General features: G+C 40.9%; 23 protein-coding genes. 16 read left to right on the top strand and 7 right to left on the bottom strand.

Annotation, left to right across the window (positions count from 1 at the left end):
- Positions 1–82 precede the first annotated feature (82 nt).
- Positions 83–832 carry a DUF6503 family protein gene (locus tag P162_RS02780; RefSeq protein ID WP_031425706.1) on the top strand — a complete coding sequence of 250 codons (750 nt, stop codon included), beginning with the start codon at positions 83–85 and terminating at the stop codon, positions 830–832.
- Here P162_RS02780 and P162_RS02775 read toward each other — a convergent pair.
- Positions 810–1331, bottom strand: coding sequence for a SixA phosphatase family protein (locus tag P162_RS02775; RefSeq protein WP_031425705.1), 522 nt, complete (start codon positions 1329–1331; stop codon positions 810–812). The two genes, P162_RS02780 and P162_RS02775, sit on opposite strands and share 23 nt — an antisense overlap.
- Positions 1332–1444: 113 nt before the next feature.
- Here P162_RS02775 and P162_RS02770 point away from each other — a divergent pair, with 113 nt between their 5' ends.
- The 4 genes from P162_RS02770 (at position 1445) to P162_RS02755 (ending at position 6329) form a co-directional block, all read left to right on the top strand.
- Positions 1445–1630, top strand: coding sequence for a CsbD family protein (locus P162_RS02770; protein WP_031425703.1), 186 nt, complete (start codon positions 1445–1447; stop codon positions 1628–1630).
- Between the two features lie 90 nt (positions 1631–1720).
- On the top strand, positions 1721–3019 hold the full coding sequence (locus tag P162_RS02765) for an anthranilate synthase component I family protein (protein ID WP_031425702.1): 1299 nt from the start codon (positions 1721–1723) through the stop codon (positions 3017–3019).
- Between the two features lie 66 nt (positions 3020–3085).
- A complete protein-coding gene (gene tilS / locus P162_RS02760; RefSeq protein ID WP_031425700.1) occupies positions 3086–4402 on the top strand; it encodes a tRNA lysidine(34) synthetase TilS in 1317 nt (438 codons plus the stop codon).
- An 82-nt stretch (positions 4403–4484) separates the two neighbouring features.
- Complete coding sequence (locus P162_RS02755; RefSeq protein WP_031425699.1) at positions 4485–6329, top strand: CocE/NonD family hydrolase; 1845 nt, start codon at positions 4485–4487, stop codon at positions 6327–6329.
- Between the two features lie 142 nt (positions 6330–6471).
- Here P162_RS02755 and P162_RS02750 read toward each other — a convergent pair whose 3' ends face one another.
- The 3 genes from P162_RS02750 to P162_RS02740 are packed head-to-tail and all read right to left on the bottom strand — an operon-like array spanning position 6472 to position 9201.
- Positions 6472–7635: a peptidylprolyl isomerase gene (locus P162_RS02750; RefSeq protein ID WP_031425697.1), complete on the bottom strand. Its 1164-nt coding sequence runs from the start codon at positions 7633–7635 to the stop codon at positions 6472–6474.
- On the bottom strand, positions 7635–8192 hold the full coding sequence (gene gldI / locus P162_RS02745; protein WP_031425696.1) for a gliding motility-associated peptidyl-prolyl isomerase GldI: 558 nt from the start codon (positions 8190–8192) through the stop codon (positions 7635–7637). Before gldI ends, P162_RS02750 begins: the two co-directional genes overlap by 1 nt.
- Positions 8185–9201, bottom strand: coding sequence for a DHH family phosphoesterase (locus P162_RS02740; RefSeq protein ID WP_031425695.1), 1017 nt, complete (start codon positions 9199–9201; stop codon positions 8185–8187). The genes gldI and P162_RS02740 overlap by 8 nt, the downstream gene beginning before the upstream one ends.
- 78 nt (positions 9202–9279) lie before the next feature.
- Between P162_RS02740 and P162_RS02735 the strand changes: the two genes are divergently transcribed.
- The 5 genes from P162_RS02735 (at position 9280) to P162_RS02715 (ending at position 15318) form a co-directional block, all read left to right on the top strand.
- Positions 9280–10305, top strand: a complete 1026-nt coding sequence (locus P162_RS02735; RefSeq protein WP_031425694.1) for an alkaline phosphatase D family protein — start codon at positions 9280–9282, stop codon at positions 10303–10305.
- Positions 10306–10501: 196 nt separating this feature from the next.
- A complete protein-coding gene (locus P162_RS02730; protein ID WP_031425693.1) occupies positions 10502–10921 on the top strand; it encodes a nucleoside-diphosphate kinase in 420 nt (139 codons plus the stop codon).
- Positions 10922–11212: 291 nt separating this feature from the next.
- Positions 11213–12601 carry a phosphoglucosamine mutase gene (gene glmM / locus P162_RS02725; protein WP_031425691.1) on the top strand — a complete coding sequence of 463 codons (1389 nt, stop codon included), beginning with the start codon at positions 11213–11215 and terminating at the stop codon, positions 12599–12601.
- Positions 12602–12866: 265 nt separating this feature from the next.
- Positions 12867–14609: a GMC family oxidoreductase gene (locus P162_RS02720; protein ID WP_031425689.1), complete on the top strand. Its 1743-nt coding sequence runs from the start codon at positions 12867–12869 to the stop codon at positions 14607–14609.
- A 10-nt stretch (positions 14610–14619) separates the two neighbouring features.
- Positions 14620–15318 (top strand): gluconate 2-dehydrogenase subunit 3 family protein, encoded by a 699-nt coding sequence (locus P162_RS02715; protein WP_031425687.1) that lies wholly within the window; start codon positions 14620–14622, stop codon positions 15316–15318.
- Between the two features lie 10 nt (positions 15319–15328).
- Here P162_RS02715 and P162_RS02710 read toward each other — a convergent pair whose 3' ends face one another.
- On the bottom strand, positions 15329–16201 hold the full coding sequence (locus P162_RS02710) for a lysophospholipid acyltransferase family protein (RefSeq protein WP_031425685.1): 873 nt from the start codon (positions 16199–16201) through the stop codon (positions 15329–15331).
- 51 nt (positions 16202–16252) lie between these two features.
- Between P162_RS02710 and P162_RS02705 the strand changes: the two genes are divergently transcribed.
- The 6 genes from P162_RS02705 to P162_RS02680 all read left to right on the top strand — a co-directional run bounded on the left by P162_RS02705 (position 16253) and on the right by P162_RS02680 (position 21903).
- Entirely contained in the window at positions 16253–16903 is a 651-nt protein-coding gene (locus P162_RS02705; RefSeq protein WP_031425683.1) for a rhomboid family intramembrane serine protease, read from the top strand.
- Between the two features lie 45 nt (positions 16904–16948).
- The gene (locus P162_RS02700; protein WP_031425682.1) at positions 16949–17629 is read left to right on the top strand and encodes an SIMPL domain-containing protein; all 681 of its coding nucleotides are present in this window, start codon (positions 16949–16951) and stop codon (positions 17627–17629) included.
- Positions 17630–17798: 169 nt separating this feature from the next.
- Positions 17799–18443, top strand: a complete 645-nt coding sequence (gene pdxH, locus P162_RS02695) for a pyridoxamine 5'-phosphate oxidase (RefSeq protein WP_031425681.1) — start codon at positions 17799–17801, stop codon at positions 18441–18443.
- Between the two features lie 11 nt (positions 18444–18454).
- Positions 18455–18940 carry a SixA phosphatase family protein gene (locus tag P162_RS02690; RefSeq protein ID WP_031425680.1) on the top strand — a complete coding sequence of 162 codons (486 nt, stop codon included), beginning with the start codon at positions 18455–18457 and terminating at the stop codon, positions 18938–18940.
- Positions 18941–21031 (top strand): polyphosphate kinase 1, encoded by a 2091-nt coding sequence (ppk1, locus tag P162_RS02685; protein WP_031425679.1) that lies wholly within the window; start codon positions 18941–18943, stop codon positions 21029–21031.
- The gene (locus P162_RS02680) at positions 21028–21903 is read left to right on the top strand and encodes a Ppx/GppA phosphatase family protein (RefSeq protein ID WP_031425678.1); all 876 of its coding nucleotides are present in this window, start codon (positions 21028–21030) and stop codon (positions 21901–21903) included. Before ppk1 ends, P162_RS02680 begins: the two co-directional genes overlap by 4 nt.
- Positions 21904–21991: 88 nt before the next feature.
- Here P162_RS02680 and P162_RS02675 read toward each other — a convergent pair whose 3' ends face one another.
- Together P162_RS02675 and P162_RS02670 are read right to left on the bottom strand one after the other, a co-directional pair.
- On the bottom strand, positions 21992–22573 hold the full coding sequence (locus P162_RS02675) for a tRNA-(ms[2]io[6]A)-hydroxylase (RefSeq protein ID WP_031425677.1): 582 nt from the start codon (positions 22571–22573) through the stop codon (positions 21992–21994).
- Positions 22573–24357 (bottom strand): DNA polymerase III subunit gamma/tau, encoded by a 1785-nt coding sequence (locus P162_RS02670; RefSeq protein WP_031425676.1) that lies wholly within the window; start codon positions 24355–24357, stop codon positions 22573–22575. Before P162_RS02670 ends, P162_RS02675 begins: the two co-directional genes overlap by 1 nt.
- Positions 24358–24366 lie beyond the last annotated feature (9 nt).

The following is a 24366-nucleotide window of genomic DNA, read 5'->3' as shown; positions in this document are numbered from 1 at the left end:
GTTTGAACAAAAATACTATTTTTAAGTTAGGCTGGGCAATTGGCGCCAATGCTTTAATTTTACCGAAATTTAAACCGATTTTATGAGGATTTTGCTAGCTTTTGGCCTGTTTTTAATACTGATCTCCTGTGGTCAAACTACAAAAAACGATCCCGCTGATGCTATTGTGAATAAAGGGATAGCCGGGGTAGGCGGTAAAATCCTCAACAATGCCACCATTGCTTTTGACTTTAGGGATACCCATTACAGCGCAAAGCGCGAGAAAGGCAATTATTCGCTAACGCGCTGCTCTGACCCTGCCTGTAAGGATACGGTAGATGTGGTTACCAATGAAGGCTTTGAACGCACCATCAACGGTAAACGTATCAATCTCGCAGATTCTACGGCAGAGAAGTACAGCAACTCGGTCAATTCTGTTCATTATTTTTCTGTGCTTCCCTATGGTCTCGATAATGAGGCGGTCAAGAAGGAAATCGCGGATACGGTGCAGATTAGGGGTAAAATTTATTATGAGGTCAAGGTAAGTTTTAAACAAAAAGGAGGCGGAAAAGACTACGAAGATGAATATATGTACTGGATCAACACCCAGGATTTTAAAGTAGATTACCTGGCTTACAATTACCATGTGAACGAGGGTGGAACGCGTTTCCGTGAAGCGTATAATCCCAGGGAAATAAACGGTGTGCGCGTTGTGGATTATAGAAATTATGAGCCGAAGCAACAATTCCCGCCTTTGCAATCGCTTGATTCCCTTTTTGAAAATGGTAAATTGAAACTCCTTTCACGTATTGATCTGGAAAATGTGGAAGTTACAAAGTGTCCCAACTGTTAATCGTTTTTTTCTCAACATTACTATTTCCTTCTTCATCAAGTGTTACTTTAAAAACGATACCAAATTCACTATCATCAATAGCTTCATATTGCTCTTTGCCCAGGATTTTATTCACAAACTGGGGTGTGGTATTGCTGTGACCTACAATAAGAACGGTTTTTCCCATTGTTTTTTCTTTAAATGAAGCATTGTACATATCCTGCGCATCATAGGTAAGGGTGGTCAAATTGAATTTTTCGGTGGTTGGTTTTGCGGTGGCACGGGTGCGTTTCGTATCTGTACTATAAACGGCGTCGATGTTTTTATCTTCAAAATAGTTTGCCCAGAATTTGGCTCTTTCCATTCCTTTTTCGGTTAAAAGAGGATCACTTCCCACATTGGGACCGCGCTCTTTCTCTGCATGCCGAATAAAATAATAGGTTGTTGATTTTTGTTTTTCCGAATTTTCACAGGAAAGTGTGGTTAGCACTAATAATAACAGGATGATTGGGAGTCTCATAAAGCTGGATTTCTAACGTTAAATAAATTAAAATTGGCATTTTATTAAGCGAAAACTAAGATTATCATCAGTAATTTAGATCAAAATTAATAATAACCTAAAACCAATATAAGATGAATTCTGACAATTTAGAAGGAAAGTGGAAACAAGTTAAAGGCCAATTTAAACAAAAATATGGCAAATTAACAGATGACGATACTACATATGCCGAAGGTAAATTTGATGAGATGGTAGGTCGCATGCAAGAAAAAACAGGAAAAACCAAAGAAGAAATCCGTAAGGAGATCGATAGCATGTAAGCTGAGCTTACTTAAAAATTGAAACCGCCACTAGTTTTAGTGGCGGTTTTTTTATGGGAAATAGTTTTTTATAAACCTTATTTTTGCCACTTGAAACGAAGTATTCACAACCATTCTATTGCAAATGTAGCGCAGTTTAAACAGCAAATGTTATACTGGGCACAAGGTCAACAAACCCTGTTATGGCTAGATAGTAACGACCATAGTGATGCCCACAGTACTTTTGATGCGCTGCTCGCGGTGGGCGTTTCATCTTCGTTATGTTGCAAGCAAAGTACCCAGGGTTTTGAGCAACTTGACGCATACCGTAATAAAGCTCAAGACTGGATCTTTGGGCAGTTTTCTTACGACCTAAAAAACGATCTGGAAGCGTTACATTCCTTAAATGAGGATTTTATGCAGTTCCCGGAACTGTACTTTTTTCAGCCGAAAAAAATTTTTATACTTCGGGGTAAAATGCTCACCCAATTATATCTTCCAGATATCCAGGAACAAGCGAAAACTGATTTTAAAGCAATTAAAAATCAGGTGATTTTGCCTAAAAACGGGTCAAATAAGCTCAAAGTTGAGGCGCGTTTCACTAAATCTGAATACCTGTCAAAGGTTGAAAAAATGCTTTTCCATATTCAACGTGGGGATATTTACGAAGCGAATTTCTGTCAGGAATTTAAGGCGCATGGTACCCTTGATGCGTTGCAAACCTATCAACATTTCAACGAAATCTCCCAGGCGCCTTTCGCAGCCTATTTTAGACAGGCCGAAAAATACGTGCTCTGCACTTCACCAGAGCGTTATTTACAGAAAAAAGGGGACAAAATCATCAGCCAACCCATAAAAGGTACATCCCGAAGAAGCTCAGATCCTAAAGAAGACCTCGCTTTGGCAACCGCGCTTCTCACTGATGAGAAAGAGCGAAGCGAGAATATTATGATTACAGATTTGGTTCGCAATGACCTTTCGCGCATAGCGCAAAAAGGAAGTGTACGGGTTGATGAACTTTGTGGGATTTATTCCTTCAGGCAAGTGCATCAGTTAATATCAACGATAAGCGCAACGGTAAACCCAGAAATTTCACTAATCGAACTGATCAAAAAAACCTTTCCCATGGGAAGTATGACCGGTGCGCCAAAGGTGTCTGCCATGCAAATCATAGAACATCTTGAAAATCACAAACGCGGGATGTACAGCGGTGCACTGGGCTATTTTACTCCAGATGGCAATTTTGACTTTAATGTGTTGATACGCAGTATTCTTTATGACAGTGCAAATGCGAAAATTTCCTTTTCTGTGGGGAGTGCCATAACCGTACTTTCAGATCCCGAAAAAGAATACCATGAATGTTTGCTAAAGGCAAAAGCCATGCGGGAAGTTCTGGGTGATTTTAAATAGTATTCCAAAACTTTAATTTCTCTAAAAGCCAATTTTGAAAAGTCCGGTTTTGGTTATCTTTGAACTATGCTAGAAGCCTTTAAAAATCATCTGAATGCACAGTTTCCTGATCTTGGTAAAGTAACATCCATTCTGGCGATAAGCGGCGGTCTGGACAGCGTTGTGCTCGCACATCTTCTGCATAGCCTTAAAATCAATGTCATTTTTGCCCATTGCAATTTTAACCTCCGCGCTACGGAAAGCGATAACGATGCCCTATTTGTTGAAAAACTGGCTAAAACCCTTAAAAATCGGGTTTTTGTTCAAAATTTTGATACGCTGGCCTTTGCCAAAGATCATAAAATCTCTACACAAATGGCGGCGCGCGAATTGCGTTATGCCTGGTTTGAGGAACTCCGGGAAAGGCAGCGTGCAACGTATATCCTTACCGCGCACCACGCCAATGATGCGCTCGAAACTTTTCTGATCAACCTGAGCAGGGGGAGTGGTATTGATGGTTTAAAAGGAATTCCGGAGCAAAATGGGTCGGTTTTAAGGCCATTATTGCCATTTTCACGGGAAGAAATTGCGGATTACGCAGCAGAAAACGCACTCCAGTGGCGAGAGGATGCCAGTAATGGTTCAGATAAATACCAGCGAAACCATTTGCGCCATCATGCCATTCCCGCCCTGCTGGAAGCAGCTCCTAATATGCTGGATAATTTTGCAGAATCGCTAAAACACTTACAGGCGACCAGCGCGCTTGTTGACGATTATATCTCTTTTATTTACCCAAAAGTTGTTACGCATACTTTTGACGGTTTTCGGTTGAATATTGAGCAGTTGGCGCAACTTCCCAACCGTAATGCAGTTCTTTACGAACTGCTAAAAAGTTTTGGGTTTTCTGCCTGGGACGATATTTATGCGCTGCCTGATGCCCAGTCAGGAAAAGTTGTTTTTTCGGAAACGCATAGAATAATCAAGGATCGTGATTTTCTTCTCTTAACCGAACATGAAGACCCAGCGGAGCAGACTATAGAAGTTAAGAAAACAGATCAAATGCTTCAGTTAAACGGCATGCTGTTAAGCATAGAATCGGTAGAAAAAATACCAGATTTAGGTTCAAAATCGGTTGTTTTTGAGGCAGAAATGCTGGATTTTCCGCTTACGGTCCGTAATTGGAAGGAAGGTGATTATTTTTATCCTTTTGGGATGCAGGGCAAAAAGAAGCTCAGCAAATATTTTAAGGATGAGAAATTCTCTACTTTAGACAAAGAAAAGGTGAAAGTACTTTGCAATGGCAATGAGATCATCTGGATTATGGGCCACCGCAGCGACGAACGCTACCGGGTTCAAAATGGAGCAAAAAAGCTATTGAAATTCACCGTATCAGACCTAGCTTAACCTTTAGAATCATTAACTGCGATGAGTTCGTAATTACTTTTACGATAACTTAAACATGAATAATTAAATAAAAAACCAACATATGAAGAAGATTACCCAAGTATGCACCTTGTTGTTCCTTTTTATAGGGATTACAATGATTGCGCAGGACCTAGAATACGTCAAAGCGCACTACGATAAGAAGGAAGTAATGATAGAGATGCGCGATGGCATTAAGCTACACACCACTATTTATTCGCCAAAAGATAAGTCAAAAAAATATCCCATGCTGATGATGCGCACGCCCTATAGCTGCAAACCTTACGGGGAAAACGCATTTAAAAACCGAATAGGACCCAATGAATTTCTGGTAAAGGAAGGAAATATATTTGTACATCAGGACGTGCGCGGCCGCTGGAACAGTGAAGGGGTTTACGATAACATGCGCCCCTATATTCCGAATAAAAAGGGCAAACAAATTGATGAAGCCAGCGACACCTATGATACCATAGAATGGCTCGTAAACAATGTGGAAAATACAAACGAGAACGTAGGCATCTGGGGTATTTCCTATCCTGGTTTTTACGCAACATACTCCTTGTTGAGCGAGCACCCCGCGTTAAAAGCAGTATCCCCACAAGCTTGTATTTCTGATTTCTTTTTTGATGATTTTCACCATAATGGCGCTTATTTATTGAGTTACTGGCGCGCCACGGCCGTTTTTGGTTATATGAAAGATGAACCTACAAAAGAAGCCTGGTACAAATTTCCAGAACTGGGAACCGAAGATCAATATCAGTTTTTTCTGGAGCATGAGCCGCTCACCAGTTTAGACAGTTTTTATAAGGAAGATAACGTCTTCTGGCAACAGCTAAAAGACCATTCCAGCTATGACGAGTTCTGGCAAAAACGAAATATCCTTCCGCATTTAAAAGATATCAAACCAGCGGTTATGATCGTGGGCGGTTTATTTGATGCCGAAGATCTTTACGGTCCTTTTCAAACCTACAAACAGATTGAGAAAACGAGCAATAACTACAATACCATCGTTTATGGTCCGTGGAGCCATGGCGACTGGGCGCGCAGTGATGTACGCCAGGCGATAGGCAATGTTTATTTTGGCGATAACCTTTCACGTGATTACCAGCAAAATGTGGAAACTAAATTTTTCAACCACTTTTTAAAGGAAGATGGAAAGGGCGAACTCGACCTGCCGGAAGCACAGATGTATGATACCGGTTCAAATACCTGGGATTCCTTTACCGAATGGCCCGCAAAAGCAGCAACTCAAAAAACCATGTATCTGGGGGCAGATCAAATACTGAGCGAGAATGCAGCTGGTGATTTTGAAAATACCTTTACCAGCGATCCCAAGAAACCAGTACCCTATTCAGAAGATATAAAAATGGTATTTACACCCAGAAAATATATGACCGATGATCAACGTTTTGCAGCGCGACGTCCTGATGTGCTTGTTTTTGAAACGGAAGTTCTTGAAGAAGATATGACGCTCTCTGGCCCAATTAAAGCAAAATTACAGGTAGCCACGACCGGTACAGATGCAGACTGGATCGTAAAAGTAATAGACGTTTTCCCGGCAGATGCAGAAGATTTTGAAGAAACGCAGGAGTATTTGAAAATGGGGAATTATTTTATGATGGTGCGCAGCGAAGTGATGCGCGGTCGTTTTAGAAATGATTTTTCAAAGCCCGAGCCTTTTAAACCGAATACCAAAACACCGGTTAATTTTGAACTTCAAGCAGTAAACCACACCTTTAAAAAAGGGCATAAATTGCAGATACAGGTACAAAGCACCTGGTTTCCCCTGTTAGATTTAAATCCGCAGACGTTTGTACCTAATATTTATAAAGCAAAAGCAGAAGATTTCAAGAAACACGAACATACAATATACGGCGATTCTGCTATCGAATTTTCAGTAATAGAATAGCACAAGCTTTTAAATCCAATTAAGGCTAATGTGTATTAAAAAACCTGCTAAAAACACGGAAAATCGGTGTTTTTAGCAGGTTTTTACTTGGTTGGTATCTACTTTTGGAAAACCAACAGTTCTTCAAAAAAACCGATACTATCTATTTAATCCCGAGAATTTCAACTTCAAATACAAGATCTGTTTTGGGAGGTATAATGGCATAGCCGCGTTCACCATAACCTAAATGATACGGTATAAATAAAGTGGCTTTATCGCCTACTTTCATTTGTTGTAATCCTTCTTTAAAACCGGCGATCATACTCGCTTCAGGACCGTAAACCACTTCATATGGAGCATACTTCTCTATAGAAGGTCTGGTTTGCATGTTCCATTTATCTGCAATGACCTTGCTATTTGAGTCAAACAATTGACCGTCTTCAAAATAACCGGCATAATCCACTAATACCGTTTGGCCTAATTTTGGCTGGTCGCCATCTCCGGTAGTGGTTTTGAGAATTCCCAGACCACTATCTAAGATTGTGGCCTCTTTACGTTTTTCTTCAAAACCGCTCGACATTTCCTCCATGCGGGACGTTTGCTCCTGAGCTGCTTTTGCTTCCTCTTTCTTTTTAGCATCCATACCTTCCCTAAAGGTCTTTGCCGCGTCAAACCTACGTGCGGCGCCACCCTTGCGAATAATATTTATCTCTTCAATAGTAACGGGGTTGGCAGGTTTTCCATCCTGAGGATTGGGCACTTCCACATTTGCAATGGTATTAAGTGTTTCAAAACCTTTTACTACTTTACCAAAAACCGTATGACAACCCGTACGCGGGTTCTCGCAGTTTTTCAGGTTGCCTTCCATATCATAACCATCCAGGTGCGGGGTAGGTTTGTGGGTGATAAAAAACTGGCTGCCATTTGTACCATAGCCTGAGTTGGCCATGGAGAGTATACCTATCGTATCGTGGCGCAGATCTGGACGCAATTCATCAAAAAACTTGTATCCTGGTCCACCAGAACCATTGCCGTCAGGATCTCCGCCCTGTATCATAAAATCCTTGATGATACGGTGAAAGGACAGGCCATTATAAAAGTGTTTTCCCTTATAGGTTGAATCTACGGCTTCACTTGTTCCTTCGGCGAGGGAAACGAAACTACCCACGGTTACGGGCGTTTTTTCAAAATAAAGTTCTGCAATCATAGTGCCTTTGTCCGTTACGATTTCAGCATACAGACCATCTTCAAGATCAGGATATTTTTCTTTGCATCCCCAGAACATGAAAAGCATTGCGCACAGTATAAACACATTTTTTGACGTCATTATTCCTGTTCGGTTTTAAGAGTGATAGATTGTAGGGTGACCGTTGACTTTATAGGTCTGTTCATCCCTATTTTATTTTCATAACCGTAATAACCAAAGGCTTTGTGGGATGGAAAAAGAAAAGTGACCGTTTCTCCCTCCCTCATGAGTTTGATCCCTGCCCGCAGGCCGGGCATAAGTTCCTGATTGCTTTGATCTATTTGATATGTTTGCGTGCCCAGTTCTTTCTTGGAAACAATTTCCTCGCCGGCAATGGATTGAATATCGTAGGTAAAGGTGACCACGTCGCCTACTTGTGGAAAGCTTTTATCAATACTATCCTTTTCTTTCGTATCATAAGTGTACCAGAAACCATCAGCTGAGGCAATATATTCCTGCTCTGGATTGTTCTTTATTTCTTTTAAAATAGCACTTTCTTCGGCTTTATTGAGCTTTTTATTGCGCGCGATAGAAGCGTCAATATAAGAACCAGAATTCTGAGAAACCGGTCGGCGTGCCTCTGGCGTTTTACAACTGGCCAGGACACACAAGAGCAAAAGATAGAGTAGGTTACGCATTTAATGCAAGCTTATATTGTGGTAAGATACTAATAAAATAATCAACCGTATCTGCCATAGAACGGTCGCTGCGGCCACCAGCAGCATTTATGTGCCCTCCGCCATGAAAGTGCTCCCGTGCCATTTCATTTACCGAAAAATCACCTTCAGAGCGCAGCGATATTTTTATGATACCTTCCTGCTTATTTTCAATAAAGATCATGGCAAGTCTGGTATCCTGAAGGGAAAGCGCGTAATTCACAAAACCTTCGGTATCGCCTTTTTCATAATTGTGGGCATCAAGTTCTTCCTGACTGAGTGTTATATAGGCGGCCTTGAATTCTGGTAAAACCCTAAGGTTATTGAGTGCGCTGCCCAGTAATTGCATACGTTTTGGACTGTTTGCATCATAAATCTGCTGATGTATAAATGCATTGTCTGCGCCTTTATCAATAAGATTTGCTATAACGCGGTGCGTGCGCGAGGAGGTAGAACGAAACCTGAACGAACCCGTATCGGTCATAATTCCTGTATACAGGCAAGTGGCCATATCCACGTCTATGCTTCCGGTGGCATCCAGCATTTCAAATGTATGGTAAACCATCTGGCACGTAGCACAAACATGAACGTCACTATAAGTGACCGTAGCATAATTATCTGGCTGCTGGTGGTGATCTATCATTACAAAGTCCGCCGTGGCATCCTTTAATGCCTGTTCCATATCGCCCGTTCTGCTCAAGTGATTAAAGTCTAGGGTGAAAATGATTTCAGCATTCTTTATAAGCTGTACTGCGATTGCATTTTGTTGATCAAATTTTACCACTTTTTCCTCAAAAGGAAGCCATTTTAAGAACTGGGGGTAATCATTAGGGGAAACAACTGTAGCGTCGTGACCATCTTTCTTAAGGTATTGATACAAGGCTAGAGTAGAACCCATCGCATCCCCATCTGGGTTTTTATGCGGTACGATTACGATTTTTTTTGGTGCTGAAAGCAGGTCTTTCAGTTGATTTATTTGTTCTTGATCCATTTAAGCGAAGTTACAATTTAATACTATGCATTTAAAATTAGAACTTCTAATTTTGCTGGAATCCTACTTCTGAATATTATGAAAATCAACAACAAAATTTTCTTCCTTATTTGTCTTGTAATGGGCGGTATTTATGCTCAAAAACCAGATAATTCAGTAGATAACAAAGCTTTTGTTATCGCTTTTGGCTCTTGCAACAAAGTGGAAGAGCCCAACCCTTTCTGGGAACAGGTTACCACCCTTGAGCCTGATCTTTTTATCTGGGGCGGCGATAATATCTATGCAGATACCGGGAATATGAAGAAGATGGAAAAAATGTACAATGCGCAAAATGCGAACCCTGAATACGCGAAAGTAAAAGCGCAGATCCCGATAATGGCCACCTGGGATGATCATGATTATGGTAAGAACGATGCCGGTAAGGAGTGGCGCAAAAAAGAAAAGAGCCAACAATTATTTCTTGATTTTCTTGATGTTGATAAAAACGATCCCAGACGTAATCAGGATGGCATTTATTATGCTGAAAATTTCAGTAAAGGGGAGAAAGAAATCAAAGTTATCGTGCTGGACACCCGCTATTTTAGAAGTGCGCCATTGCCTTCACCGCATCCCAATAAACGTTATACCCCAGCGGTAGATAGTTCTGTCACGCTTCTGGGAGCGCGGCAATGGGAATGGCTGGAAGATCAGCTGGTCAATAATACGGCTGATTTTACTTTTGTCATGAGCAGTATACAGCTACTTAGTGGAGAGCACGGGTTTGAAACCTGGGGCAATTTTCCTATCGAAGTAGATCGATTTTTGAACCTACTGGAAAAAAGTAAGGCCAAGAACGTGATCATTTTAAGTGGTGACCGCCATATTTCAGAATTTTCAAAGAAAGTGAGTCCACAATTGGGCTATCCCCTGATCGACTTTACTTCAAGCGGACTTACCCATGCGTATACACAGTTTGATGGGGAGCCTAACAAATATCGCGTGGGAAATGTAATTGCAGAGCGAAGTTTTGGGGTGATAAAAGTAGATTTAGCGACTAATAATGTCATTTTTGAAATAATAGGGGCAGATGGTGATCAACTTCAAAAGATCGAACAAAATTATTGATTATCAATGCAGACCTTGGTTTAAAAGCTTCATTTGTATGTTGGTTTTGAAATTTTTGAGTTAATACCTCAAAGTTTTTTTGATAAACAGTTATAAATCAAAAATGTGTTGCTTCACATAAACTCAAAACACTATTTTTGCACCGATTTTTAAAAACCAAAATTTCTGCAGTTTGCAGAAATATAAAAAGTTACAAATGGCAACAAATAAAACATTCACCATGATTAAGCCCGATGCAGTAGAAAACGGGCATATAGGTGCAATTTTAGAAAAAATAAGTGCTTCTGGATTTCGTATTGCAGCATTAAAGTTAACACACATGACGCAACAGGATGCAGAAACTTTTTATGCCGTGCATAAGGAGCGTCCATTCTTTGGTGAGCTTGTAGAGTTCATGACCAGAGGACCTATTGTGGCCGCCATTCTTGAAAAAGAGAATGCTGTTGAGGATTTTCGTACGCTTATAGGGGCTACAAATCCTGCAGATGCAGCAGAGGGAACCATCAGAAAGCTATATGCAACCTCTATGGGCGAGAATGCCGTACATGGTAGCGATAGCGATGAGAATGCAGCCATAGAAGGTGCATTTCACTTTGCTGGGAGAGAGGTTTTCTAGTATTAAAACCTATTTATACCTTTAAATTTAAACGCCTTCCAGTATTGGTCGGCGTTTTCTTTTTATCAATGCTATAGGGTAATGCCTCCAACATTTATTGTAGAGTATAGTAAATAGTGATTAGGTTATAAAGTTTCAAATTATGGATTCACCAGTATAACCGACTTGTTTTTCCGAAAGACTGAAATAAAAGTGGCAAGGTTGATTAATAACCGCTATTTTAGGCGCGTAAAGTAAGAGTGGCAGTTGACTAGTTTAGCCGATCATATAGAATAATTAAAAACAATTGAAATGACTTTAATAAAATCAATATCAGGAATACGCGGTACCATAGGCGGTAAACCGGGAGATAACCTCACACCGTTAGATACCGTAAAGTTTGCAGCTGCTTATGGCACCTGGTTAAAACAACAGCGCAATAAAGATAATTATAAGGTCGTAATAGGTCGGGATGCACGTATTTCTGGTAGTATGGTGCAACAACTGGTCATGAATACACTTACCGGTATGGGAATAGACGTTGTAGATCTTGACCTTTCCACCACACCTACGGTTGAGGTAGCCGTACCCATGGAGCACGCAGATGGTGGTATTATCCTTACCGCCTCCCACAATCCTAAACAATGGAACGCGCTAAAGTTGCTAAATGCGAAGGGCGAATTTTTAAATGGCGTTGAAGGCGAAAAAATATTGAAAATCGCCGATGCAAACGATTTTGATTTCGCTGAAGTTGATGAACTGGGTGAGATTTTTATAAATGATGCCTATATAGATATTCATATAGATGAAGTGCTCAATCTAGAACTTGTTGATGAAGATGTCATAGCTGCTGCAAACTTTAAAGTGGTGGTAGATGGTGTTAACTCTACCGGCGGTATCGCCATACCCTTGCTTCTGGAGCGGCTGGGCGTTGAGACCGTCAAGTTATACTGTGAGCCCAATGGCGAGTTTCCACACAATCCAGAACCGTTAAAAGAACATCTGGGTGACATCTGTAAGCTGGTGGTCAAGGAAAATGCAGACCTGGGTATCGTGGTTGATCCAGACGTTGACCGCCTTGCTTTTATTACCGAAAAAGGGGAAATGTTTGGAGAAGAATATACACTGGTTGCCTGTGCGGATTATGTCTTAAGTGAAACTAAGGGCAATACGATTTCCAATTTGTCATCGTCCCGTGCACTTCGTGATGTAACCGAAAGTCATGGTGGTGAATATTTTGCAAGTGCCGTGGGAGAGGTCAACGTAGTTGAACTTATGAAAGATAAAAAGGCAGTTATAGGTGGCGAGGGTAATGGTGGTATTATTTATCCAGAATTACACTATGGCCGTGATAGCCTGGTAGGGGTCGCATTGTTCCTAACGCATCTGGCAAAGAAGAAGATGGCGGTTAGTGACCTGCGAGCAAGCTATCCCTCTTACTTTATGAGCAAAAATAAAATTCAGCTTACGCCACAATTAGATGTGGATAAAATATTGGCTGCTGTTGCAGAACACTATAAAAACGAGGAGGTAAGTACAGTAGATGGGGTTAAAATAGATTTTGAAAAGCACTGGGTGCATCTTAGAAAATCAAATACAGAACCTATCATTAGGATCTATACAGAAGCACAGACCCAGAACGAAGCAGATCAGATCGCCGAAGATATGATTGAACATATAAAAAAGGTGGCAGGGCTTTAGAATCAAAAGTTTATATCTTAATAAGGTCTGTTCATATATTATAAATTATTACATGCCATCAACTTTTAGGATCCATAAAGTTGATGGCATGTTTTGTTAAAAAAAGTATTTAGCAAATTTTGCGGATAAAAACATTGTTTGATTCAATGAATTAATCCTAATTTTATGACTTTGTTATCATAACGGAACAGTTTTGGTCATTCTATCAATTTAAATAAATCGGTTTAGTGCCTTTTCTCGTTCTTCTCTAAAAATAAAATGTATTATGTCTTTTCAAATTAAAGAGCAATCCAAAAAATACGATATCTGTATTGTAGGTTCTGGAGCTGGCGGTGGGATGGCTGCCAATATTCTTTCTGAGCAAGGTTTCAAAGTCGCGCTGATGGAAGCGGGTCCGCATTTTGACCCTGCAAATGATGAACAACGCACCCAGCTGCGCTGGCCTTATGAGTCCCCCAGACGCGGTGCCGGTACGACCAGGCCATTTGGTGATTTCGATATGGCATATGGTGGTTGGGAGCTCGAGGGTGAACCTTATACACAGAAAAACCAAACGCAGTTCGATTGGTTCAGATCTAGGATGCTGGGAGGCAGGACAAATCACTGGGGCCGTATTTCGTTGCGGTTTGGTCCTTTGGATTATAAGCGAAAAGATTTTGATGGGAAAGGGGATAACTGGCCCATAAGTTATGAGGATGTCAGCCCATATTATGATAAAGTAGATAAAATGATCGGTGTATTTGGGACGCGTGAAAATATTCCAAATGAGCCAGACGGTTATTTTTTACCGCCACCCAAACCACGCTTGCATGAACTGTACCTTAAGCAGGCGACAGGGAAGGTAAACATACCCATGATACCTTCAAGACTCTCCATACTCACTAAAACAGTGAATAAAAAACGAGGGGCTTGTTTCTATTGTAGCCAATGTTCGCGTTCCTGTTCTGTCTATGGGGATTTTTCATCTTCTTCTGTCCTTGTGAACCCGGCGATGGAAACAGGGAACGTTGACCTTTATGTAAATGCCATGGTGCGCCAGGTACTGACTAATGGCGAAGGAAAAGCTACCGGGGTTTCTTATATTAATAAGGATGATTCCCAGGAGTATGAAATCAAGGCAAAAGTGGTTATTCTTGCGGCCAGTGCCTGCAGTTCTGCCCGTATAATGCTCAATTCAAAGTCTGCACAACACCCCAATGGACTTGGTAATTCCAGCGATCACGTAGGTAAGTACCTGCATGATAGTACAGGCTCTTCAAGAATGGGAATTATCCCTTCATTAATGGATAGAAAGCGCTACAACGAAGATGGTGTAGGCGGAATGCATATGTATACGCCCTGGTGGCTCAATGATAGTAAGAACCTTGGTTTTACGAGAGGGTATCACATTGAGTACTGGGGAGGTATGGGAATGCCGGCCTATGGATTTGGTTTTAATACCGAAAAGCTCAATGGAAGATTTCCCGATAAGGACGGAAACACGAAAAAAGCAGGTGGTTACGGTCAGGGATTCAAAGAAGATGTGAGTAGGTTTTACGGAGCGACCATCGGTATGGCCGGTCGTGGGGAAAGTATTCCGCGAAAGGATAATTATTGCGAGATCGACCCGAATACGGTAGATAAATTTGGTATTCCCGTGCTTCGTTTTAACTATAACTGGACCAGTGAGGAGCAGAAACAGGCGCAGCATATGAACGATACCTTTGAGGAAGTGATAAACTCCATGGGCGGTATTCCGCTAGGTGAAAAGCCTGGTAAGGAACAGAATTATGGCCTTGAAAATCCCGGGCGTATCATTCACGAAGTAGGTACTACACGTATGGGAGATGATCCTAAAACATCGGTCGTTAATAAATACAATCAATGCCACGATGTGGATAACGTATTTGTGATGGACGGGGGAGCTTTTGTTTCCCAGGCAGATAAAAACCCTACCTGGACAATTTTGGCACTGGCGTGGAGAGCTTCAGATTATCTAGCGGGAGAATTAAAGAATATGTCTATATAAATTAGTTGTTATGAACAGAAGAGACACGATAAAAACATTATTTGTAGGAGGAATAGGGTCTAGCCTGGTGTTAACCAGCTGCATGCAAGAGCAGGAAACCCCTATTGCCGAACTTAAAGAAGGAACTATTGAAAATTACGGAAGAACACCTGCTGAGGCAGCCCGTGATGAGTACCTTGTAAGCAAAAACTTTTTCACCGATGATGAACTGCAGACTATCGCCATTTTAAGCGATATAATTATTCCTGCAGACGATACTTCGGGATCTGCGACAGAGGCAGAAGTACCAGCTTTTATTGAATTTATTTCGAAAGATATGCCAGAGCATCAAACGCCATTGCGGGGTGGGATTATGTGGCTCAACCACGAGAGCAACCGTAGGTTCAATAAAGTTTTCAATGCCCTGGATGAAGATAGTCAGCTATCTATTATTGATGATATTGCCTATCCCGAGGAAGTCAAGCCGGAGTTGCAACAAGGGGCAAATTTTTTCAGCAGAATTCGTAATCTGGTTACAACTGGGTATTTTACCAGTAAAATAGGTATTGAATATCTGGGTTATAAGGGTAACATCCCTAATGCATGGGATGGAGTACCCCAGGATGTGCTTGACGAGCACAACATGAAATACGACGATAGAATGCTTAAAACTTCCATTAAAATGGAAGAAAGAGGGGAAATTATGGATTGGAGTAATTATAAAGTCTAACTATCCCTTTTCAAATTTCAACGTGCTTAAATCTTTTATGCGTCCAGAGGTAATACTCGGGCGCATTTTTTATTTGTGCTTCCAGTTTTTTTGCAAACAGATCGGTCAATTCATAATCAGGAACAGATGAAGGTGCCGTGCTCATAACCTCAAAGCTAGCTTCATAAAAGCCACGGCCTTTTTTCTGTACATTCATAAATACCAGAGGAATATTTAAATTTTTAGAAATACGCTCTGTACCTGTAAAAAATGGCACTTTATGATCAAAAAACAGGCTAAAATGGTTGTTTTTTGAGGCTTTTGGAGATTGATCTGCAAAGAAAGCATAAGTAGCTTTGATACCCTCTGCCTGATGTCTTGCCATGGCTTTTGGCGCAATTTTATTCTGAAGTAATTCATTGTTCCACCGCTCTCTGGTACGGCGTATCAACGCGTCAAAATGGTCATTTTTAATCTTTTTATAGACCCCATAGCCCGTATTATCCATGAAGAACTGCATGCTGCTAGACCACTCATAGCTGGCATAATGTCCTGTCATAATAATTATACTTTCATTGTTATCTTCAAAACTTTTCAGTAGTTCAGGATTTTTGAAAATAAAGCGCTTTCGCATTTCTGCTTCTGTAATGGAAATTGATTTGATCATTTCAAGAAACATATCGCACATATGCCTATAGAATTTTTTCTCGATCCTTTTTTTCTCTTCTGGTGAAATATTAGGAAAGGCCATATCGAGATTATAGCGTACCGTTTTTTTACGGTACCCGAGCACACGGTATACCAGAAAACAGACCAGATCTGAAACTTTATAGAATATTGGGAAAGGTAGCTTTGAAATGCCCAATAATAAGGGGTAAACGAGCCAAAAGAGTATGCGTTGCATGCTGTAAAATTAGGTTAAATATAGGTATCTTTGCCCCAAATTTCAGCTTTTATGGGCAATCTTGACTTGGTTACGGTCATCGTCATCGCAGTGAATGTACTCTTCTCAATGAAAGGGTTCAATGATTATTCTTTTTTTGAAAAGTACAAATTCAATACGGGCGCGGTACGACGAGGCGAGCAAATTCGGATTTTGACCTCTGGTTTTTTGCATGTAAACACCTCGCACCTGTTTTTCAACATGCTTACGCTCTACTTTTTTGCGTCCATTGTAATCGCACTTCTGGGGACTTTAAATTTTGTGATTATTTATCTGGGGAGCCTGATACTGGGTAATTTGTTGTCGTTTTACTTTCACAAGGACGATTCTGGTTATACTGCCGTAGGAGCCAGTGGTGCGGTTTCCGGTATTCTTTATTCGGCTATTTTGCTGCAGCCAGGTATGAGTTTATACATGTTTTTTATACCTATTCCCATACCGGCGTATATTTTCGGTATCGGTTACTTACTCTATTCTATTTATGGGATGCGCGCACAAAATGACAATATAGGCCATGACGCGCACTTTGGCGGTGCGATAGGCGGGTATGTGCTTACGCTGGCAATGGCTCCCGTCCTTTTTCAGACAAACCTTTTAATGGTGAGCTTACTGGCTATTCCCATCGTAGTTCTTTTCGTATTAAATAAAACAGGAAAAATTTAATGGCACGACTATTGGAAATGGATTTACGAACTAAATCTACAACCTATGAAATTATTATTGCTTAACATCTGCATCTTTTTTGCAGCAACCACTATGGCACAGAATTCTTTTGAACCTCTTATTACCGTTTCCGGAAAAGGGGAAGTTACCGTTGTTCCAGATCAGGTCACTATTTCCTTAGGCGTTGAAACTACCGGAAAGGAAGCCGAAAAGGTCAAGGCCGAAAATGACAGGGCCATTGATGCCATTCTCAAATATGCACTTAAACAAGGGATATCGCAGAATAATATCACAACGCAATACATTAATTTGAATAAAAATTATAATTACGAGGACAAATCGACGCAATATACCGCAAGTCAAATCGTAAAATTGAAATTAGAAAATCTAGATGATTATGAGAACGTCATGACCGGTTTGGTTTCTCAGGGCGTAAATTCCATAAACGGCATTGAGTTTGGATCCTCTAAGATGGACGAGTATGAAGAAAAGGCTCGTACGCTTGCCATGAAAAATGCAAAAAACAAAGCGGAACAGTATGTAGGTGTTACCGGACAGAAAGTAGGGCCTGCACTTATGATTACAGAAGCCGGTGCTAACGTACCACAACCAAGACCCATGATGAAAACAATGTCAATGATGGAAAGTTCCTCACGCGAGACTTTGGCGCCAGGTGAAATGACCATTACAGAACGTGTTGAAGTTTCCTTTAAACTGGGAAGCTAATAACATACTACAGCAGTAGTTTAATTTTAGCAATAAAGGGGATAAGCAAAGATTATCCCCTTTATTTTTTAAATATGCTATATTAATGCCGTTCCTGTGAATAAAACATGTGGTATAGCTTTTAAACTTTATAAGCTTTCTCGTAAATTGCAGGGACTAAAGAAGTATTATGTCCGAGAATTTAGGAGATTACCGAAAGTCTTATGATAAGAATAGTCTCACGATCGCAGGAAGTAGTGAAAATCCCATATTGCAGTTTGAACGGTGGTTTAAAGAGGTTGAAGAAAACGGGGGTGTAGAAGAAGTCAATGCCATGACCGTTTCTACTATTGGTTTAGACGGTTATCCTAAAAGCCGGGTGGTTCTCTTAAAAAACTACAGCGATAACGGTTTTGTATTTTATACGAATTATAATAGTGAGAAAGGCAGGGCAATTGCTGCCAATCAACATATTTGCCTTTCCTTTTTCTGGCCAAATCTGGAACGACAGGTTATCATTAAAGGAAAGGCCAGTAAAATTTCCGAAGCAGAATCTACTGCTTATTTCCATTCCAGACCCCAGGGGAGTCAACTGGGTGCCCTGGTTTCCCCACAGAGCGAAATCATTCCAGATCGGGAATTTCTAGAAAATCGGAAAAAAGTGCTTGAAAATGATTTTGAGAGCAAAGAAATCCCAAAGCCTGAACATTGGGGTGGATTCCTTGTGGAGCCGCACGAATTTGAATTCTGGCAAGGCCGTCCCAACCGGCTACATGATAGAATACGGTACAGCGGACATAAAAATCAATGGAAAAGAGATCGACTGGCTCCTTAAACTACATTATCATGAAAAGACTATATTTGGTAAGACATGCAAAATCCTCCTGGGAATTTGACCTGGATGATCATGAGAGACCGTTAAGTGAACGCGGTCTGCATGACGCCCCCTTAGTGGCAGGGCATATAAATGAGGAATTAGAATTCCCTGACAAAATATTAAGTAGCGATGCGGTACGTGCAAAAACCACCGCCCTTTTTTACCTTAAAGTCCTTGGGATTGAAGAGGCGCAACTTGCTTTAAATCCTAAATTATATGATTTTAATGGTAGGGAAGTTGAGAAAATCATACGCAGTACAGCTAATGAGGTCGATTGTTTGATGATTTTTGGTCATAATAATGCAATGACCCACCTTGTAAACAAGTTAGGGGATCTGGAGATTGATAATGTCGCTACAGCTGCATTTACAGAAATTATTTTCGAACAAAGCAGCTGGGCAGAGGTAACGAAGGGAACCACAAAAAGACATATAAAACCGAAGCAATTAAAATAGATGAATAGAAAGTCTCTACCACCAGTTAATGATGAAGATAGATATTTAAATAGGGAGATAAGCTGGCTACAATTTAATGCTAGGGTACTTCAGGAAGCTGAAGATGAAAAGGTTCCATTAATAGAACGTTTACGTTTTGTAGGTATTTTTTCCAATAATTTAGACGAGTTTTTTAAGGTGCGTTATGCTACCGTAAAGCGTATTGTTGAAGCAGGGAAGAAAGGCCGTAAAGCTCTTGGGGTGTATGCCGCTGATGAACTTCTTGAGAAAATCACGCGTATTGTCATAGAGCAGCAGGCCGAAAGTTTGAAAATCCTCGAGAATATTCACAATAAGCTGGAAACCGAACGTATTTTGGTGATTCGGGAAGATGGGATAACCCATCCTGAACATATTGAATTTATCAAGAATTTTTTTATGGAACGCGTGAGTCCGGCGCTTGTGACCATAATTCTTGACCACGATATGGAACTTCCCCGTATACAGGATCTTGAAGCCTATCTAACCGTAAAAATAAAGAAAAAGGGAAGGTCGCGACCCATGTATGCCCTGGTAGAAATACCCAGCAGCCTGGATCGTTTTGTGGTGCTTCCCAAAGTTGACGAGAATGATTATATCATGATTCTTGATGACCTGATACGCTTTAACCTTGACGTTGTCTTTAATATATTTGAATACGATTCAATCTCTGCGCATATGATCAAGATTACCAGGGATGCAGAACTGGATATTGAATCAGACCTTGGTAAGAGTTTTATAGAAAAACTTTCCAGAAGTATAAAAGGGCGCGAAGATGCAGAGCCGGTACGTTTTGTTTACGACCAGTCCATTGACGATCATACCCTTACTTTTTTACTGAATTTACTCGGAATTGAAAATAACGATAGTATCATACCCGGGGGGCGTTACCACAATAGAAAAGATTATATGGCCTTTCCAAGTCTGGGAAGGACTGATTTGCTGTACAGCCGTTTAAAACCACTTCCCATTAATGGTATTAGTCTCAACGACAGCATTTTAAAACGTATTGCCGAACGTGATTTTCTGCAATATACTCCCTACCATACCTTTGCCTACATTATAAAATTTCTGCGCGAAGCAGCTTTAGATCCAAAGGTGAAAACCATAAAGATCACTATCTATAGGCTGGCCAAGATCAGCCATGTGGCAAGTGCACTTATCAATGCCGCTAAGAACGGAAAGCAGGTTACGGTTCAGATCGAGTTACGGGCCAGATTTGATGAAGCCTCAAATATGATGTATGCAAATCAAATGCAGGATGAAGGGGTAAGGCTCATCTTCGGTGTACCGGGACTAAAGGTACACAGCAAGATTTGCGTTATAGAACGGTTGGAAGGAAGTACATTAAAGCGCTACGGAATTATAAGTACAGGTAACTTTAACGGCAATACTGCACGCATTTATACAGATTATACCCTATTTACCGCAAACCGGGAAATTCTAAAGGATATTGATAAACTGTTCAATTTCTTTGATACCAATTATATAGTAAATACCTATAAACATCTAATCATATCCCCGCATTACGCACGCAATAGTTTCTACAAACTCATAAATAAGGAAGTTACGAAGGTTAAAAATGGGGGTGAGGGTTATATACGATTAAAACTTAACAGTATTTCCAATTATGAAATTATTGACAAGCTCTACGCAGCGAGTCAGGCCGGTGTAAAAATTGATATGATCGTGCGGGGCGTATGCTGTATTATCCCCGGGGTTAAAGGAATGAGCGAAAATATTAGTGTCATAAGCGTTATAGATAAATTCCTGGAACATCCACGCGTGCTTATTTTTGGTAGTGAGGGATCAGAAGCCGTTTTTATATCATCTTCAGACTGGATGACCCGCAACCTGGATAATAGGGTAGAGGTGACCTGTCCCATTTATGATCCTGAGATCAAAAAAGAAATTATAGAGACCTTTATGATAGGACTTCATGATAATGTAAAGGCCCGGGCAATCACAAAAGCCCAGGATAATGCGTACCGCAAGAATGATAAACCTGCCCTGCGTTCACAATTTGCGACCTATGATTATTATTTGAACAAAATGGAAGAACTCGATTCATGAAAATTGAAAAATACGGAGCCATTGATATAGGTTCAAATGCCATCAGACTTCTGGTAGCGAATGTTATTGAGGCTGAAAACGCTGAGCCCTTATTTAGAAAAAGTGCCCTTATACGTGTTCCCATAAGGTTAGGAGCAGATGTATTTAAACACAAAACAATTTCTGAAGCGAACGTAACGCGCATGGTAGATACCATGAATGCGTTTAAACTCTTAATGAATGCCCACCGGGTCGTTGCCTATAGGGCCTGCGCTACTTCTGCAATGCGTGAGGCTTCAAATGGTGAGGATATAGCTTCTTTGATCAAGAAAAAAACCGGGGTTACCATACAGATCATTGATGGTAATGATGAGGCAGCTATAATTGCAAATACAGATCTCCAGGCCTTTATAGATTCTGAAGGAACATATCTCTATGTGGATGTGGGCGGCGGAAGTACAGAATTCACATTGTACAGTAAAGGTAGTGTGGTAGCTTCTAAATCATTCAAATTAGGGACCGTGCGTATTCTAGAAGGTTTAGTAGGGCACGGCATGTGGAATGAAGTGGAAACCTGGATAAAAGAAAAAACAACAGGCTTTTCGAAAATCGAACTAATAGGCTCGGGCGGGAATATCAATAAAATCTTCAAAATAAGTGGAAAAAAACCGGGCAAGCCGCTCAGTTATTTCTATTTAATGAACTTCTATGATTTTATGCAGCAGTTTACGTATGAAGAACGCATTATTGAACTTGACCTTAATGAAGACCGGGCAGACGTGATTTTGCCAGCGGCGCGCATTTATCTTTCTGCGATGAAATGGAGCAGGGCAAAAAACATACACGTTCCAAAAATTGGTCTTTCTGACGGAATTATAAAGTCGCTATACTAGGAAAGAAATCCTGTAAATAGCTTATAAATTGCCATAAAAACGCTCATTTTAGGTAATTTATAAGCTAAAATGACTGATTTTGAGTTCGCTAACCGTGAATGCTTCCAGATTTGCTGAGATCTTTCATGATTGTAGCTTCATATTCAAGAAGATCGTTCCATTTTTGATCCACAATTTTTCGATCACCATATTTTCTTGCAAAACCCAGGAACATGGTGTAATGGTTGGCCTCACTGGCCATAAGATCGTGGTAAAATTTAGCAAGCTCTTTGTCCTCCAGTTGTTGTGACAAGATTCTAAAACGCTCGCAGCTACGGGCTTCAATGAGTGCAGCATACAGTAATCTGTGCACAAGCTGCGTCGTACGATCGCCCCCTTTTCCGAAAAATTTCAGCAGCGCGCCCACGTATTCATCTTTACGTTGATGACCCAGCGTATTCCCCCTGGCAAGAATCCTGTCGTGAACCATTTTGAAATGGCTTATTTCTTCTTTTACCAATGCGATCATTTCCTGTACCATTTCAGAATATTCGGGAAAGGAAACGATAAGGGAAATTGCTGTTGAAGCTGCTTTTTGCTCGCAAAATGCGTGATCTGTAAGGATCTCATCAATGTCTTTTTCAACAATATTGACCCATCTGGGGTCTGTGGGTAATTTAAGTCCTAGCATTATAGATCAAGATCAAAGGTTTTTAATAATAACTCAAGATTGGGATTGGCCTCCAGCATTTTGTCATATTTCTCGCGCGGGGTAAACGCGAATTTTTTTGCAGATTGTTCATTGACTTCTATCGCAAGTGCAATGTCATAATTACTGAGTTTTCGTTTAAGATATTCCAGTAAATTGTGCTGCGCACGCTCCAGTTCAACACGCATGGTATCGTTGGGGAGTTCCAGGTGAATAACGGTTCCGTTTAATTTTGGCGTGTCAGTCTCAAGGGTCGAAGCCATTATCTTTTCCCCTTTTTTACGCAGGCGATCTACATATTCTTTCCAGGTTGCCTGCATGGCAATTTCAGTAAAGGGTTCTCTGGGAAGACTGTTTTCATCAGGTTGCTGACTGTTCTGCCGCTCCAGGATTTCTTTTTTCCTTTGCATCCCTTTTAGGGAAAGTCCGGAAACGGATGTTCCGATAGTCGCTATTTTTGGCTTATTTTCAGTCTTTTCTGGTACATTTTCCTCATTTTTGGGAGGTTCTGGAGCCGTTTCTGAATCTGCAACAACAGCCGGTTGCGGTGGAGTGGAAGTTGGAACCGGTTTAGGGTTTATTGGTTCCTTTTCGGTTTGTTTTTGGGCAGTTTTTGGTATTATCGGGCTGCTTTCGGCAAAATGTTCAGGCGCTATTATGTGCCTGTCATGCTTTTTTTTTTCTCCATCAAAAGTGATAGAGGCAAGTTGCATAAGGCAAAGTTCTACAAGAAGTCTGGGATTGCGGCTGGTTCTGTATTTGAGGTCACAATCATTGGCCATTTCCAGGGCGGTAAGCAAAAACGTCATGTCTGTTTTTTGCGCCTGTTCATGGTATTTTTTCTTGGTCTGATTACCTACTTCCAGTAGGTTTATGGTTTCCGGACTTCTACAAACCATAAGATCCCTAAAATGAGATGCGAGCCCAGCTACAAAATGGTGCGCGTCAAAACCACGGGATAGAATGTCATTAAAATGGAGCAATAACTGCGGAATATTATTGTCAAGAAGCAGGTCTGTGACTTCAAAATAGGTCTCGTAGTCTAGTACATTCAGGTTTTCGGTGACTGCTTTGCGGGTAAGGCTTGATCCTGAAAAACTCACTACCCTATCAAATGTAGAGAGCGCGTCACGAAGGGCCCCATCTGCTTTCTGGGCAATAATGTGCAGTCCTTCCTCTTCTGCTTCAATACCTTCCTGCTGGGCAATATCCATAAGATGTTCCCGAATATCCTTCACGGTGATCCTTCGGAAATCAAAAATCTGGCACCGGGATAAAATTGTGGGAATTATCTTGTGCTTTTCGGTAGTCGCGAGAATGAAAATAGCATGTTTTGGCGGCTCTTCAAGTGTTTTTAGGAATGCGTTAAAGGCTGCCTGCGAGAGCATATGCACCTCATCTATAATATACACTTTATAATGCCCTACCTGCGGTGGGATACGTACCTGATCAATTAGATTCCGTATATCGTCAACCGAGTTGTTTGAAGCGGCATCCAACTCAAAAATGTTGAACGCATAATCTTCATCGCGTTTAACCGCTGTTTCTTCGGCACCACTAGTATCTGCTTCCTGATTGATCTTTTTTGCAAGTATACGCGCGCATGTCGTTTTGCCCACACCACGGGGGCCTGTAAAGAGGAGTGCCTGTGCTAAATGATTGTTAGCAATTGCATTTTCCAACGTATTGGTAATTGCCTGCTGACCCACAACATCCTTAAATGTTGCGGGACGGTATTTTCTTGCCGATACTATAAAATGCTCCACGGGGTTTTA

Source organism: Flavimarina sp. Hel_I_48 (genome assembly GCF_000733945.1).
Taxonomy (GTDB): domain Bacteria; phylum Bacteroidota; class Bacteroidia; order Flavobacteriales; family Flavobacteriaceae; genus Leeuwenhoekiella.
The sequence above is the reverse complement of the archived record's forward strand: the minus strand, read 5'-3'. Positions and strand labels throughout refer to the sequence as shown.